The following is a 16,531-nucleotide window of genomic DNA, read 5'->3' as shown; positions in this document are numbered from 1 at the left end:
CCGATCGGCTCAGCTGATCGGTTCTGCTGATTGATTTAGATAATTTTAAGGAATTATTTTCTGCGTACGGAGTCTGATGTTATTCTTTTCAACTCCTATTTTTCAGATCTGATTCCCATGAACAAATCCATGCTCATGCTGCTGTGTTCTGCGCTGGCAATACAATCCAGCGTTGCCGCAGATACCTCCGTCACTTCAGCACCGACCAGCAAACCCCTTATGAATAAAGCGCTTGCAGCCACCCCCCTGTTGGCAGCCAGTACTCTGGCGTATGAATATCCAGCCTTCGATCAGATCAGAAACGAACACTATGCGCCAGCGTTTGCAGAGGGCATGCGTTTGCATCTGGCCGAAATCAATGCGATTGCCAACAACGCCGCCAAACCAACTTTTGAGAATACGGTAGTCGCGCTGGAACGCGCCGGGCAGACGCTGAACCGCGTCAGCACGATCTTTTTCAATCAGATCGCCACCAACACCAACCCGACACTGGAAGCACTGTCCACCGATCTGGCACCGAAATTGTCTGCTCATCAGGACGTGATTCTGATGAATGCGAAACTGTTTAAACGCATCAACGCCATCATCAGTCAGCGCGATAAACTGAAACTCGACGCCGAATCTAATCGCCTGCTGGATCGCTACTACACCGATTTCGTGCGGGCCGGTGCAAAATTATCCGACAGCGATAAAGCTAAACTCAAAACGATCAATGCCCAGCTGGCATCGTTAGGCACGAAATTCAGCCAGAATGTATTGAAAGAAACCAATGCATCGGCCGTCATCGTTGAACATAAAGAGCAGTTAAAAGGTTTGTCTGAAGGTGAAATCAGTACCGCAGCCGCAGCGGCAAAAGCCAAAGGCCTGGATGGAAAATATCTGATTCCATTGATGAATACCTCCGGGCAACCTTATCTGGCGAGCCTCGAAGACCGTGCTGTGCGTCAGCGTTTACAAGAAGCCTCGGTCAATCGTGGCAGCCACGGCGGTGATTTCGATAACCGCGATACAGCGCTGCAATTAGCCCGTCTGCGCGCAGAACGTGCGCAATTGCTGGGTTATCCGAATTACGCCGCCTACGGCCTCGAAGACGAAACAGCCAAAACCACCACAGCCGTCAATAAAATGCTGAGCGAGCTGGCACCGGCTGCAGTCGCCAATGCGAAAAATGAAGCCGCTGAATTGCAAAAAATCATCGATGCCAATCATGGCGACTTTAAGCTGGCGGCATGGGACTGGGCCTACTACACGGAGCAATTGCGTACCGCAAAATATGCGTTTGACGATACCCAGTTACGCCCGTATTTTGAACTCGACAGCGTATTGCAAAACGGCGTGTTCTTTGCCGCGCATCAGTTGTACGGCATCAGCTTTAAAGAACGTAAAGATTTGCCTGTCTATCACCCAAGCGTACGGGTTTTCGAAGTCTTTGATGCCGACGGTAAATCGATGGCCTTGTTTATCGCCGATATGTACGCCCGCGACAGCAAACGTGGCGGCGCGTGGATGAACTCGTATGTCGAACAATCGACGCTGTTCAACAAAAAACCGGTCATTGCGAATCACCTCAATATTCCTCAGCCACCCAAAGGTGAACCCACCTTGCTGACGGCCGACGAAGTAAAAACAGCATTCCATGAATTCGGCCATGCGCTGCACGGTCTGTTCTCACAAGTACACTATCCACGTTTTTCCGGTACCAATGTGCCGCGCGATTTTGTTGAATATCCTTCGCAAGTCAACGAGATGTGGGCAACCTGGCCTGAAGTCCTGAAAAACTACGCTAAGCATTACAAAACAGGGGAAGTGATTCCTCAGGCACTGGTCGATAAAATCACCGCCAGCAACAAGTTCAATCAAGGCTTTGCGACCACAGAATATCTGGCGGCCTCTTTGCTTGATCAGCGCTGGCATCAGCTGACACCAGCGCAAATACCAAGCGATGCGATTGCGTTTGAAAAAACTGCCTTGCAAGAAGCTGGCGTTGATTTTGCACCGGTACCGCCGCGTTATCGCTCTACGTATTTCTCACACATATTCGGCGGCGGCTACTCAGCTGGTTACTACGCTTACCTGTGGAGTGAAGTGCTGGACGCTGATACCGTTGAATGGTTTAAGGAAAATGGCGGCCTGACGCGGAAAAATGGCGATTGGTTCCGTCAGCAATTACTGTCACGCGGCGGCAGTATCGATCCTATGGAATCATTCCGGAACTTCCGCGGGCGCGATCCAAAAATCGACCCATTGCTGATACGTCGCGGCTTAAAATAAAGCCAGCAACCGGTAAGACCTGCGGGTCTTACCAGTAGATAAAAAAAGGGGGAAGACATCGCGTCTTCCCCCTTTTTTATTTATCGCTGACTTATTCCAGTTTCCAGACAAAATCGGTTTTCACCCATGCCTGCTCAGCTTTGCCGTCTTTTGTACCAGGCTTGAATTTGCATTGACTCAAAGCACCGATGGCTGCCTTATCCAGACTACGGGAACCGCTGGATTTCTCTACTTTCGATTCGACGACTTTACCGTCGGCAGAAATCAGAAATCCCATCGTCACCGTGCCGCTCTCTTCGTTCATCAAAGCAGCTTTCGGATACTTCGGTGGGTCGCAGGATTTATTATCCATTACAGGTGCTGTTTCAGCAGCCATCACCGAAGAAGCAGCCACGCACAACATGGCTGAGAGGAGGAAAGAACGGGAGGATTTCATCATGGTATTTCTTTTCATTTCTGATCAATATAAAAATGTGGTGCTTGTACCTTATTACTGCTGATTCTGGTGCTTAGTCTGAAGATTAAAACTCTTCCCAACCGTCATCGCTGGCAGCGGATGCAGCTTTTTTCACAGCAGGTTTTGCGGCGGGTAAAGACTTCACCGGACTGGCTTTCGCCTTGGATTTTGCCGCTCTCATCGCTGGCTCTATGCGTTTCACAACCGGTGCTGCTGGTTTCGCTGGTGCTGACTGAAATGATAAGAGACCTTCATTTTTGTCGAGTTTGAAAACGCCCACCACATTTGCCAATTCAGCAGCCTGATCCTGCAAGCTTTGAGCTGCCGCTGCAGCTTGCTCTACGAGCGCTGCATTTTGCTGTGTCACGCCGTCCATTTCGATAATCGCGTGATTCACACGCTCAATTCCGGCACTCTGTTCCTGACTTGCCGCCGTAATTTCGGTCATGATCTCGGTCACATGTTTAACACTGGTAACAACCTGATCGATCGTCACGCCAGCCTGACCCACCAGCCGCGCACCGATTTCAACTTTTTCGACGGAATTGTCAATCAGGGTTTTGATTTCTTTTGCAGCAGCAGCACTACGCTGCGCCAAATTGCGAACCTCTGCCGCCACGACAGCAAAACCACGACCTTGTTCACCAGCACGCGCGGCTTCTACCGCAGCATTCAGCGCCAGAATATTCGTCTGGAATGCGATGCCATCAATGACGCTGATAATGTCAACGATCTTGTTTGAGGACGTGTTGATGTCACCCATGGTTTCAACCACTTGAGCAACCACTGCGCCACCCTGACGAGCGACTTCCGAAGCAGAGGCAGCCAGTTGATTTGCTTCACGTGCATTGTCGGCATTTTGCTTGACGGTGATAGTCAGCTCACGCATGGACGACGTCGTTTTTTCCAGCGAACTTGCCTGTTGCTCAGTACGGGAAGAAAGGTCCAGGTTACCAGTCGCAATTTCACTGGAGGCCGTGGCGATTGTGTCGGTACCGGAGCGCACTTGCGCAACGATATTGACCAGACTGTCACGCATGTTTTTCATTTCAAATATCAGACTGGACTGATCACCATTTCTGACATCGATCGGTGCGCTCAGTTCACCGGCAGCAATCTGACCAGCAATCTGCGCCGCATAATCAGGCTCGCCACCGAGTTGCCGGATCAGGCTGCGACTGATATAAAACGCCGCCGCAATACCGCCTGCTAATGCCATCAGGCCAAGAATCATCATCAGGCTGGTCGCCGATTTAAATGCTGAGTTTGCTTCGCTGGCGACTTCAGAATTCAGTTTGTCTTCCAATGCAACCAATTCATCCAGGGTATCGAGCCAGCCTTGCTGTACCGGACGCAGTTTTTTAATCAGGGTGATGGTCGCCATTTCCTGATCGTTCGCCAGACCAAGTGCCTTGGCTTTGTCAGGCAAAGAAGCCGCGGCTGTTTCGCGCTCTTTCAATTTGTCGAATATGGCTTTCTTTTCACCCGAAACGACATCGGCCGATTGCGCGAGCTTGATCAGTTTTTCACTCGCTTCCGCGTATTTTTTTGACTGTTCGGCGATGTTCTTCAGATCCTTTTCCATGTCCGCTTCGTCGTTGAGCAAGGTCAGGTTGCGTAAAGCCACCATACGGTCATAGACGATCGCGCGCATATCAAGCGCCAGACGGGTTTCGACGTTACTGACATTCACGATTTTTTCGAGACGCCCCTGAATTTGCGACATCCGGAAAACACCGACGATCGTCAGTGCGATCAAAAATATTAAAACCAGAGCAAATCCCAGCCCCAGGCGTTTACCAACAGTCATTTTTGATAGATTCATTTACGCCACTACTTTGAAAAAGAATTAAAACATTCAAAAGCGCTAAAATTTCAGCAACTTATGTGCCTGTCCCCTGTTTGCAAGTCCTGATTTTGTTTAGAATCAACTCGCACTTTGTAACATTCAGTTAGGAAATATACTGTAATTTTTCCAGATGGAAACATTTTTTTACACTTTTTTTTCACGCACGTTCAATAACTATTGCGAAATAAATAGTTTCCATTTATTCGTTGGCAACTAATGCAGCCCGCACTATTTTTGTGCAAACTAATTATGCTTTTGTGAGAGCCACCGTGCTCAGAACTTTCTTTGCTATTCCCCTTCTTTTTATCGATTCGCTGGCATAAATTCTGCTGTTGATAGTCAGCATCATCATTTCGATATAAATTTAATTTATCTGAATGCTAACCTTCACGGTTCACGTCACTCTCGACTGCTGCGTGCAATTTCACAACACTTCTACACGGGATTCTCATGTCTGGACTGATACGTTATTTTTTCCAGGGACAAATTCACGAGGCAGATCATTTGCCGCCCACCCGTACCCTGCTCCAGCATTTGCGCGAAGACCTGCATTGCACCGGTACCAAAGAAGGCTGCGCCGAAGGTGATTGCGGCGCCTGCACCGTTGTCACCGGCGAACTGCGGGATGGCAAAGTCGAAATGAAATCCGTCAATGCCTGTCTGCAGCTCATGCCTACGCTCGATGGCAAGGCTATTTTCACGGTGGAAGATCTGAACCAGGGGGCGTCTTTGCATCCGGTGCAGCAAGCGATGGTGGAATGCCACGCATCACAATGTGGCTTCTGTACGCCGGGATTTGTGATGTCTTTATGGGATCTGTATTTGCAAAGAAGCCCAGCGTCAGCGCCACTGCAACGCAAACAGATTGATATTGCCCTGTCCGGTAATCTGTGCCGCTGTACCGGTTACCGCCCCATCATTGACGCCGCGCATCGTATGGAAGAATTACCGCGTCAGGATTTCGATCAGGCCGGGTTAGCAGCCATACTGGTCAGCTTGGCTCGCAACGAAACACTGGAATATATCTATCAGGGACAACACTTTTTTGCGCCACGAACAATAACGGAATTAGTCCGCTTGCGGGCCGCCCATCCGCAGGCATGTCTGCTCGCAGGCGGCACAGATATTGGCTTGTGGATCACCAAACAATTCCGCGAACTGGGCAATATCATTTATCTCGGACAAGTCAAAGAACTGCGCACGGTGACCGCACAGAATGACACCCTAGAGATCGGCGCCGCAGTCACGCTGGACGACGCCTACCGCGTATTGTGTGAATATTATCCGCAGGAATTAAGCGAGTTGTGGCAGCGTTTTGCCTCATTACCGATACGCCACGCGGGCACACTGGGTGGCAATGTCGCCAATGGCTCACCGATAGGCGACTCTATGCCGTGGCTGATTGCGCTGGGTAGTCGCATCGTCTTGAAAAGCGCTGATGGCGAACGCGAGCTGGCTCTCGAAGATTTCTATCTCGGTTATCAGCAAAAAGATTTACGTCCGCACGAGATTGTCGCTGCGATACGAATTCCTTTGCCGCGCACCGGGAAAATTTTCCGTACCTATAAGCTGGCGAAACGTTTTGATCAGGATATTTCAGCTGTTTGTGCGGCCTTTTCAGCACAATTAGAAAGCGGGATCTTGTCAGAAGTCAGAATCGCCTTCGGCGGGATGGCGGCGACACCGAAACGGGCGACACGTGCCGAAGCCGCACTGGAGCAACAAGTCTGGAATGAAGCGACATTGCAAGCGGCGATGCTCGCCTTATCCGATGATTACGCACCGCTCAGCGACATGCGCGCATCGTCAGAATATCGCTTGCAGACGGCGCAAAATCTATTGCGCCGCTTCTGGCTGGAAACCCGGGCAGACAGCCCGCTGCCGGCAGCCTGGCTCAATCCATTTGCTGCGGCAGGCACAAGCTCAGCAGAGGAGTCCATATGACCAAACAAAACGAAACATCGTGGGCGGAAGTGGGTAAATCACATCCGCATGAATCTGCGGTATTACACGTCAGTGGCAGGGCAAATTACACCGACGACATGCCGGAAACGCAGGGCACGCTGCATGCAGCACTCGGCTTATCAACGCAAGCGCATGCACTGATACGCCATATGGATCTGAATGCCGTGCGTCAAGCGCAGGGTGTGATTGCTGTGTTCACTGCGCGTGATTTCCCCGGCAGCAACCAATGCGGCCCCATCATCAAAGATGACCCGATACTGGCGGATGGCGTGGTCGAGTATGTCGGGCAACCGTTATTCGCCGTGGTCGCGCGCAGCCATGAACTGGCACGCCGCGCCGCTAGGCTGGCAAAAATCGATTACGAAACACTACCTGCTATCTTGCATCCACGCGCCGCGCACGAGCAACAATCATACGTGCTGCCACCGATGTCACTGACGCGTGGCGATGCACAGCATGCCATCGCTAATGCGCCGCATCGCATTAGCGGCGAGTGGCAGGTCGGCGGTCAGGAACAGTTTTATCTTGAAGGCCAGATCGCCTATGCGATTCCTCAAGAAGCTGACGGCATGTACGTGGCCTGCTCTACTCAGCATCCGAGTGAAATGCAGCATGTTGTCGCACATGCGCTGGCCATTCCATTGCACAGTGTGCAGGTTGAATGCAGACGTATGGGCGGTGGCTTCGGCGGTAAAGAATCGCAATCAGCGTTATGGGCTGGCGTTGCCGCTCTGTGCGCGTTCAAACTGCAGCGACCGGTCAAGCTCCGTGCAGATCGCGACGACGATATGCTGGTCACGGGAAAACGCCACGAATTTCATTATGACTATGAAGCCGGGTATAACGATGAAGGGCTGATTCTCGGCGTCAAAGTACAGATGCTTTCGCGCGCTGGATTTTCCGCTGATCTGTCCGGGCCTGTCGCGACCCGTGCGGTCTGTCATCTCGATAACGCTTATTTTCTGTCCGATGTCGATATCCGCGCCATGTGCTGCAAAACGAATACGCAATCGAATACCGCGTTTCGTGGTTTCGGTGGTCCGCAAGGGGCAATACTGATAGAACATATCATCGACGATATCGCCCGCCATCTTGGTAAAGATGCGTTGGACGTACGGCGGCTGAATTTTTACGGACGCAACGACGACGAAGGCAGAAACGTTACCCACTATGGTCAGAAAGTCGTCGATAACGTGATACACGAGCTGGTTGCGGAATTAGAGCAAAGCAGCGACTATCGGGCGCGCCGGGCTGCAATTGCAAAATTCAACGCAACCAGCCCAGTACTGAAAAAAGGGCTGGCACTGACGCCACACAAATTCGGTATTGCCTTCAACGTGACACATCTGAATCAGGCTGGTGCCTTAGTGCACGTGTATCTGGATGGTTCTGTGCTGGTCAATCATGGCGGCACAGAAATGGGCCAGGGACTCAACACCAAAGTCGCACAGGTGGTGGCGCACGAACTAGGGGTGCCGCTAAGCGCAGTAAGAATCACGGCAACCGATACCACGAAGGTCGCCAATACATCAGCCACCGCAGCATCGACCGGCACCGATCTGAACGGCAAGGCGGCGCAGGCTGCTGCACGCCAGATACGCGATCGGCTAGCCACATATGCGGCAACCACCTTGGGTGGCGTTGCCAGCGAAGTGAGCTTCTCAGATGGCAACATCAGTTCAGGCGGCAACACGGTTTTGTTTTCTGAACTGGTGCAAAAAGCCTATCTGGCGCGGGTGCAATTGTGGTCTGACGGTTTTTACGCGACACCGGATTTACATTGGGATGGCAAGTCCATGAAGGGTAATCCGTTTTCGTATTACGCCTACGGTGCGGCGGTATCAGAAGTGGTCGTCGATACCCTGACGGGCGAATGGAAATTACTACGTGCCGATGTGTTGTACGATGCAGGTAATTCGCTCAATCCGGCGATCGACAAAGGTCAGGTAGAAGGCGCATTCATACAAGGTATGGGCTGGCTGACAACGGAAGAACTGGTTTGGAATGCCAGCGGCAAATTAACCACGCATGCACCATCGACGTATAAGATACCGGCAATATCAGATTGCCCGGAAGATTTCCGAGTCAGCCTGTTTAAGAATAAGAACGTCGCTGACAGCATACACAGATCAAAAGCCGTTGGTGAGCCACCGCTGTTATTGCCGTTTTCGGTGTTTTTTGCGATCCGTGATGCGATTGCCAGCGTTGCTGATCATCAGCGGCATCCACCCTTACCAGCGCCAGCAACCAGTGAAGCAATTCTGCGCGCAGTAAATGCGATTCGCGATTAAGATACGCGCATTAAGAGTACATTTTTTCAAACAATCACCCAATATTGATGCGGGTTCCCGGGCGAATTAGCCCTGCAGGCCGCATCAAATCTCTGTCCGACAGAAACAGATGACTATTCACAAAATACAAGCCTACCGTGCGAGCTTATTGCACTTTACCGATGACCCTCTGCATAATCCGGACGGAACACATCGGCACGAAGATGGGCTGCTGATCGTCAATGATGGCCTGGTGCAGGCTGCGGGGGACTATCAACAGTTAAAATCGACGCTGCCTGCCGATGTCGTTATCGAACACTTTCCCGGCAAAATCATTACTCCCGGGTTCATCGATACGCATATTCATTATCCGCAAACCGACATCATTGCTTCACCGGCACCTGGGCTGTTGCCCTGGCTGGAGCAATATACGTTTCCAGCCGAAAGACAGTTTGAAAACCCTCTGCACGCGCGGGAAGTGGCTGATTTTTTTCTGGATGAATTAGTCCGTTGTGGCACCACCACTGCGATGGTGTATTGCACCGTACATCCGGAATCAGTCGATGCTTTTTTTGAGGCAAGCACCGCACGCAATTTGCGCATGGTCGCGGGGAAAGTGCTGATGGACAGAAACTGCCCCGAGTTTTTACGCGACACCGCAGAAGATGGCATCCGCGACAGCGAAACCCTGATCAAAAAATGGCATAAGCACGGTCGCCAGCTCTACGCCATCACCCCACGTTTTGCGCCGACTTCCAGCCCGGCACAAATGCAGCTTGCGGGTGAGTTAGCGCGTGCCTACCCAGATACCTTTATTCAGACACACGTGGCAGAAAATCAGGATGAATGCGCGTGGGCGCGCTCACTGTTTCCTGAAGCACGCAGTTATCTTGATATTTATGATCGCTACGGGCTGATGCGGGAGCGTGCGATGTTTGCCCACTGTATCTGGCTCAACGATGAAGACCGCGCGCGTATGGCTGCCACCCGATCCGCAGTCGCCTTATGCCCAACATCCAATCTGTTTCTGGGCAGCGGTTTATTTGATTTTCAACGCGCAGAAGCCCAAAACGTCCCGCTGTCACTAGCCACCGACGTCGGTGGCGGCACCTCGTTTTCTATGCTGCAAACAATGAACGCCGCATACAAAGTTGCCCGTATGGGAGGCACCTATCTGCCCGCAACAAGGATGTTTTATCTCGCCACATTAGGCGGCGCACGCAGTATGCAACTGGAAGGCTGTATCGGTAATTTCGTGGCCGGCGCAGAAGCAGACTTTAACGTACTCGACCCGCAAGCGACACCACTTCTGAAACGTCGTACTGCCAGCTGTGATTCATTAGAAGAATTGCTATTTGCATTGGCGTTATTGGGAGATGACCGCAGTATTGCGGCGACTTATGCGGCGGGTAAACGGGTATCCGGAATGAAAGTACCGAGCGAAGCGAGTATTTTTTAATATTTAATGTCGAGTAAAACAAGATCAACTCAACACTGAAGCAATTGCGAGCGAGCCTTCGGTATCGCCAAAGATCTCTACGAAATAAAGAAACCTGCGATCACAACCAGATCAAAAACATACACGTTTAACCTAATGTGTATCGCCCGTAATCTAAGATGCAGCCCTCAGTGAAATCTGGGATTGTGTTTGAATTGAGCCAAGTCTGAAGGTAATCCCTGTCTTTTGTCTATTAATCAAATTATTTCAACTCTGTATGTTGCAGCAATGAATTCATTCTGACATGTAAAGAGCGCATTTTAGTATTTTTTAGTTTTGTTAATTTCATAAAAAATTAAAAAAATATTCATTGAAAAAGTCATAAATCTGACCTTTGTAATCAAAATGCAACAAAGCAGATAATAAAAATTATTTTGCATAAAATGCATCACAATAAGTTTATGTTTTGATTTCCATCATAAAAAATGAATAAATTTTTTACAAATTAAGAATTACCAAAATAATATATTTTCAGGTCAATAGGTTTGTCTTTAGCATTGTATCGAAATGTATAAAATTTCTAGTCATAACAAATTGACTCATAACATAATTACCAAACCACTATTGAGTTGCTATATGCCATATCGGTTTATGAAAGAAGATAACCAAAACTGCGCGCAGTTGTATGCAACTTAGTGAGTGGGAAGCTGCCATTTAAATAAAAATACAGGGGTAATTTATGAAGTTGAATCGACTGGCGATTGCATTATCCGGCGTTGGCTTGCTGACACTTGCGCAGCAAGGCTTTGCACAAGAAGCCGTGAAAAAGGAAGAAGATAAAAAACAAGAGGTACAAAAAGTCATCGTGACTGGTTCTTCAATCAAGCGCGTGAATTATGAGACTGCATCACCAGTACAGGTGATTACTCGCGAAGAAATGACTCGTGGAGGTGCAACCTCGCTGACTGAAGTCTTGCGTAATGTGTCCTCCAATCTGGGTGGTGTTGATGAAAACCGCACTGGTGGCTTTACCGCTGGTGCATCGGGGCTGAATTTGCGTGGCATCGGCAGTCAGGCAACATTGGTGCTGATCAATGGCCGCCGCCTGGCTCCTTACGCGCAACCTGAATATCAAACTACTTTTGTCGATTTGAATTCAGTTCCAGTTGGCGCAGTGGAACGTATCGAAATTTTGAAAGATGGCGCTTCTGCAATTTACGGTTCAGAAGCGATTGCCGGTGTGGTCAATATCATTTTGCGCAACAGCTTTGAAGGCGCTGAGATTTCGTCTTCTTACGCACAATCCCAAAGAAATGATGGTGAACAAACGCGTGTCACTGGTAGCTACGGTTTCGGTAATCTGGCTGAAGATAAATATAACGTCTATGCAACTTTGGACGTTCGTCAACGCAAACCAACGCTGATCAAAAACCGTGATGGTTACATGTCAACTCAGGATTTGCGTGCCTGGGGCTATGCAGACGGCCGCACACTGTACACCTATCCTGGCAATATTTATTGGACGGATAAAGCGACAAATTTATTCGTGGTACGTCCATTAGGAGGTAACTGCCGTCCAGATCGTTTAGTGCCAGCATCAAACTTATTTGGCGCAGGTACTCAAGGACAGGCTTGTGTGCACGATGATTTCCAGGATTCAACATATAACTCCAGTGCAAAATCTGATCGTATTGGCATAACCAGCAAAGGTACATGGCAAATCAATGCCGATACGACTGCATTTGCTGAAGTGATGATCAATCAAACTAAAGCCAATCTGCAAGGTGTGCCGCATTGGTTCGCTGGTCAGAATGGTCAGATTACCGGTGCTTTACCTATCACACATCCACAGTATCCTAAGGATTTGATTGATCCAGTTACTGGCAAAACCTTAGCCGGTGGCAATGGCACCGTGCGTGTACGTGCGTCGTTAACTGATTTACCTGGCCAGGGTTTAGACAATACAGTGACTTTTGGTCGTTATCTCGCTGGTTTGAAAGGAACGTTCAAAGACTGGGACTGGGAATCCGCGATGATGTACAACTCCAGCAAAGTTGACTCACGCGCAACTTCTGGCCTGTTAGTGACTCCCTTGGTTGACGCTTATAAAAAAGGTCAGCTCATTTTTGGTCAGATTGGCAGCAATTCAGCATTGGTCAACTCACTGATGGCTCCATCTTACGATCAGTTCAAGTCTGAAATGATGTTGTGGGATGCCAAAGTATCTGGTGAATTATTCCAATTGCCCGCAGGCGCAGTAACTGCAGCGTTTGGCGCTGAATTGCGTCGTGAAACTCTGGATATCAATCCTGATCCTTTATCGGTCGAAGGTGAACTCTATCATCGTGCGCAATCGCAACCCGGGTACAAACGTTCGCGCGATATCAAATCGGCATACGCAGAATTGGCTATTCCGGTTTTCAAAACGGTTGAAGCCTCGATGGCTGTGCGTCATGATCGCTATTCCGACTACGGTAGCTCAACAACACCAAAAGTTGGTTTGAAATGGAACGTGACACCACAGTTCCTCGTGCGTGGTACTTATGCATCGGGCTTCCGTGCTCCGACTTTGGTTGAAAACTCCAGCTCGAACCAAAATGCGTTCCTCAGCTACCAAGATCCAGCGCGTTGTAACGATAAATTCAAAGGTGGCTGCCAATGGAACAGCGCATATATCAGCGGTTCGAACCCTGACCTGAAACCTGAGACAGCGAAGAGCTATACATTGGGTGTCGTCTGGGAGCCAAGCAACTGGTTCAATATGTCTCTGGACTATTGGAGAATCAAACGTAACGACGAAATCAGTACCTTTGACGTCAAAACCGTATTGTCGAATCCAGCTCGCTATGCGGGGAACCCTGCTGTTGCAATCACTCGTGCTGCATTGACTGATGCGGATAGAACTGCCGGAGCAACAGCTGGAGAAATTACTCTACTCAAAATGTTACTGACTAACGTCGCAACAACACAGGTGAGTGGTATTGACCTTGACATCAAGACTAATTTCAACCTCGGTGAATACGGAAAAATCAAGCCACAAATGACGATGACTTACAACCAGTCGTACAAATCTGCTCCTTCACCAGAAGCTGATTTGATCGAGTACGCTGGCAGTCGTGGTCAGCCTCGTGTAATTGCAAACATTGGTCTGGGATGGGAAAAAGCCGCATGGAAAGCATCGCTGGATACTGATTACATCGGTCACTTCTCGGCAATTGGCGACTTCACTCAGCCTTGCGAATTCAAAACTCAAGGCTATGAAGCTTTATGCCGTGATATTCCTTCATTCACGACAGTGAATCTGGGTGGTAGCTATTCTGGTTTGTACAAAAACCTGAAGCTCAGTTTCGCGGTCCGCAACGTATTTGATCGCATGCCTCCGTTTGCACCTAGCCCAAGTAGTGCGCAGAACCTGGCGGTACATCCTTTGCATGATCGCATGGGGCGCTACTTCCAATTAACTGTTGACTACAAATTTAAATAATAGCGCGCAGACTGAATGCCGGAATCTCAGGGTTCCGGCATTTTTTATTTCGTTACTAATGATGAAATAAAAAGGTTACTAGAAAGAGGACAAAAGTCATGAGAAAACAGATAAGTTTGGCATTAATTTCTGCCGCTATTGCTGCACTTGGGGGAGTATGTTTTCCTGCGTACGCAGATAAGTCGATTCCGGTCGCAGATTTTTTTAAGAAACCACAATATGGCGGTGCTCCGATACTGTCCCCTGACGGTAAAAACATCGCAGTGCTAACCCCGCGCAATGGACGCTTCGTACTTGCCGTAATTAATTTAGAGAGTCGTCAATCAAAAGTGATTGCCTCTGATCCGGATTGGGATATTGGCAGACCCTTCTGGGTTAATAATTCACGTTTGGCATTTAGTGTCACGCGTGGCAGCGATGTCGTCATGGAAGATCAGGATGGTGGCGGCTTGTTCGCAGTAAATATTGACGGCACAAACTTCCGTAAATTGTTGATGACAATTAAGGAAGCAAAAACGGGGCAAAAAGCCTACAAGCCATTTAGTGTAGTCAAACGCGTCAGTAATGAAAGTAATGATTTAATCGTTGTAAATAACGAGCGTGGTAACGATGCTGCTTTGGGCGCCAGCGATTTGTTCCGACTGGACACTACAACGGGACGCACTAAATTATTAACCTTTGACAACCCTGGCAAAGTGGGTTCTTGGGTAGTCGATCATGATTTAGTGGTGCGAGTCGCTTCCTCAAATAGCGTAGACCCAGATAATAAGCGGATTAAACAAACCGTTCACTATCGCGACGGCGAAGGCCAGCCTTGGAAGCAAATTTACCAGGCTTATCATGACGAGGGAAATACCATTAATCCTCTGACTTTTGATTTTGATAATAAAAATCTATTAGTCGCCGGACGTTTTAATGGACAGGACAAAGAAGCGATTTACACTTGGGATTTTGCAAAACAGACTGCGGGAGAAATGATCGCAGATCATCCGGTGGCTGACTTGAATGGCGTCATCGTTGATGAAAAACGCAAAAAGATCGTCGGTACTCTGGCGGAAGGTATGACTTCAGAAATGATTTACTTCGATGAAGACTATGCCAAAATCGACGCTACTTTAAAAGCCAGTTTCCCAGGACAAAAAGTGAATTTTTCTTGGTCAGGCAATAATATTGTTGTCTTTGTTTCAGGCGATCAAAATGTCGGTAAAGTGTATCTCTACGATATAACGAAGAAAAGTCTTGAGCCAATTTACAGCCTGAAACCTGAGCTGGAAGGTAAAAAACTCTCTGCACAGCAAGTCATCAATTACACCGCGCGCGACGGTTTAAATATACCTGCGTATCTGACTTTACCAGAGGGTGTACCAGCGAAAAATCTGCCATTAGTGGCATATGTACATGGCGGACCACATGCCCGAGACTCTCAAGGCTTTGATCCGCTATTGCAATTGATGGCATCACGCGGTTACGCAGTGTTGCAACCGCAGTTCCGTATGTCTACCGGCTTTGGCTGGAAACATCATACGGCGGGTTGGAAACAATGGGGCCTGGCGATGCAGGATGATGTTTCGGATGGCGTACAACATTTGATCAAGCAAGGCATCGTCGATAAAAATCGGGTTTGCATTATTGGAGCCAGTTACGGTGGATACGCAACGATGTATGGTTTGATTAAAGATCCTGATCAATATAAATGCGGAATTAACTGGGTTGGGGTGACCGATGTAAAAATGCTGTTCACCGTGACCTGGTCAGATATGAGTGGCCCAGTGATGGATAATATCGGCACAAAAATGCACGGTGATCCTAAAACGGATGAAGAGTACTTCAAAAAGGTTTCGGCGATCGGCAATGCAGATAAAATCAAAGCTCCGGTATTGATGGCTTATGGCAGTGAAGATAGACGTGTGCCTCTGATACACGGTGAAAAAATGCGCGATAAGCTGAAAGCTCAGGGTAATGAAGTCGAATGGATGGTATTTACCGGCGAGGGTCACGGTTGGGCCAAAGAAAGTAACCGCATCTTATGGGGTGAAACAGTGGTTCGCTTCCTTGATAAATATATAGGTAAGAATCCTTAAGCTGCAAATAGCAAACTGAAACCTCAATTGGTCGGATTGATGTTTGATTATGCTGTGTTCAAAGGATGAGTCCACGAGCAAGGTGTCCGTTGACTTGTGGACTCATCTGCATTTACAAATCATTGCATCATTATGAATCAATGCATCCCCGTAACGAACGGTTGTTAGCCGTTCACAACGGCTACTCGCAGAATTAAGTACAACGTGTTTTGCATTAGTTTTATTTCATTTAATCGTTCAGTACATATTCTAAATACAACTCAAATGGATTGGTACACGCCTCTGATACCAACGTCCAATCTGTTTCTGGGCAGCGGTTTATTTGATTTTCAGCGAGCCGAAGCCCAAAACGTCCCACTGTCACTAGCCACCGACGTCGGTGGCGGCACCTCGTTTTCTATGCTGCAAACGATGAACGCCGCATACAAAGTGGCCCGTATGGGCAACACCTATCTGCCCGCAACAAGGATGTTTTATCTCGCCACCTTAGGCGGCGCACGCAGCATGCAACTGGAAGGCTGTATCGGTAATTTCGTGGCCGGTGCAGAAGCAGACTTTATCCTACTCGACCCGCAAGCCACACCACTTCTGAAACGTCGTACTGCCAGCTGTGATTCATTGGAAGAATTGCTGTTTGCATTGGCGTTATTGGGAGATGAGCGCAGTATTGCGGCGACTTACGAAGCAAGCAACCGCGTTAAAGAGAATCTATAAGA

At 48.8% G+C, this 16,531-nt stretch carries 8 protein-coding genes and 1 pseudogene; 7 read left to right on the top strand and 2 right to left on the bottom strand.

The window, feature by feature from the left end:
• Positions 1–117: 117 nt before the first annotated feature.
• Positions 118–2,271, top strand: coding sequence for a M3 family metallopeptidase (locus tag KDM87_RS00865; RefSeq protein ID WP_408058669.1), 2,154 nt, complete (start codon positions 118–120; stop codon positions 2,269–2,271).
• A gap of 91 nt (positions 2,272–2,362) precedes the next feature.
• Here the strand turns inward: KDM87_RS00865 and KDM87_RS00860 are convergent, their stop codons facing one another.
• Together KDM87_RS00860 and KDM87_RS00855 are read right to left on the bottom strand one after the other, a co-directional pair.
• On the bottom strand, positions 2,363–2,710 hold the full coding sequence (locus tag KDM87_RS00860; RefSeq protein WP_212677355.1) for an energy transducer TonB: 348 nt from the start codon (positions 2,708–2,710) through the stop codon (positions 2,363–2,365).
• Between the two features lie 82 nt (positions 2,711–2,792).
• A complete protein-coding gene (locus KDM87_RS00855; protein WP_212677354.1) occupies positions 2,793–4,538 on the bottom strand; it encodes a methyl-accepting chemotaxis protein in 1,746 nt (581 codons plus the stop codon).
• A 489-nt stretch (positions 4,539–5,027) separates the two neighbouring features.
• Between KDM87_RS00855 and xdhA the strand changes: the two genes are divergently transcribed.
• The 6 genes and pseudogenes from xdhA to KDM87_RS00825 all read left to right on the top strand — a co-directional run.
• The gene (gene xdhA / locus KDM87_RS00850) at positions 5,028–6,521 is read left to right on the top strand and encodes a xanthine dehydrogenase small subunit (RefSeq protein WP_212677353.1); all 1,494 of its coding nucleotides are present in this window, start codon (positions 5,028–5,030) and stop codon (positions 6,519–6,521) included.
• Positions 6,518–8,833, top strand: a complete 2,316-nt coding sequence (gene xdhB / locus KDM87_RS00845; protein ID WP_212677352.1) for a xanthine dehydrogenase molybdopterin binding subunit — start codon at positions 6,518–6,520, stop codon at positions 8,831–8,833. The genes xdhA and xdhB overlap by 4 nt, the downstream gene beginning before the upstream one ends.
• A 109-nt stretch (positions 8,834–8,942) precedes the next feature.
• The gene (gene guaD / locus KDM87_RS00840; protein WP_212677351.1) at positions 8,943–10,271 is read left to right on the top strand and encodes a guanine deaminase; all 1,329 of its coding nucleotides are present in this window, start codon (positions 8,943–8,945) and stop codon (positions 10,269–10,271) included.
• A gap of 718 nt (positions 10,272–10,989) precedes the next feature.
• The gene (locus KDM87_RS00835) at positions 10,990–13,734 is read left to right on the top strand and encodes a TonB-dependent receptor plug domain-containing protein (RefSeq protein WP_212677350.1); all 2,745 of its coding nucleotides are present in this window, start codon (positions 10,990–10,992) and stop codon (positions 13,732–13,734) included.
• A 98-nt stretch (positions 13,735–13,832) separates the two neighbouring features.
• Positions 13,833–15,815 carry a S9 family peptidase gene (locus KDM87_RS00830; protein ID WP_212677349.1) on the top strand — a complete coding sequence of 661 codons (1,983 nt, stop codon included), beginning with the start codon at positions 13,833–13,835 and terminating at the stop codon, positions 15,813–15,815.
• Positions 15,816–16,097: 282 nt separating this feature from the next.
• Positions 16,098–16,529 (top strand): annotated as a pseudogene (locus KDM87_RS00825) (amidohydrolase family protein); the annotation flags it as partial.
• Positions 16,530–16,531: the final 2 nt, after the last annotated feature.

It is taken from the genome of Cognatundibacterium rivi, assembly GCF_018139565.1.
Taxonomy (GTDB): Bacteria; Pseudomonadota; Gammaproteobacteria; order Burkholderiales; family Burkholderiaceae_D; genus Undibacterium; species Undibacterium rivi.
The sequence above is the reverse complement of the archived record's forward strand: the minus strand, read 5'-3'. Positions and strand labels throughout refer to the sequence as shown.

Excerpts from the sequence above, each read along its gene's own strand:
- KDM87_RS00835 (WP_212677350.1), top strand. The coding sequence starts at position 10,990 with ATGAAGTTGAATCGACTGGCGATTGCATTATCCGGCGTTGGCTTGCTG.
- KDM87_RS00855 (WP_212677354.1), bottom strand. The coding sequence starts at position 4,538 with ATGACTGTTGGTAAACGCCTGGGGCTGGGATTTGCTCTGGTTTTAATA.
- xdhB (WP_212677352.1), top strand. The coding sequence starts at position 6,518 with ATGACCAAACAAAACGAAACATCGTGGGCGGAAGTGGGTAAATCACAT.
- KDM87_RS00865 (WP_408058669.1), top strand. The coding sequence starts at position 118 with ATGAACAAATCCATGCTCATGCTGCTGTGTTCTGCGCTGGCAATACAA.
- KDM87_RS00830 (WP_212677349.1), top strand. The coding sequence starts at position 13,833 with ATGAGAAAACAGATAAGTTTGGCATTAATTTCTGCCGCTATTGCTGCA.
- guaD (WP_212677351.1), top strand. The coding sequence starts at position 8,943 with ATGACTATTCACAAAATACAAGCCTACCGTGCGAGCTTATTGCACTTT.
- KDM87_RS00860 (WP_212677355.1), bottom strand. The coding sequence starts at position 2,710 with ATGATGAAATCCTCCCGTTCTTTCCTCCTCTCAGCCATGTTGTGCGTG.
- xdhA (WP_212677353.1), top strand. The coding sequence starts at position 5,028 with ATGTCTGGACTGATACGTTATTTTTTCCAGGGACAAATTCACGAGGCA.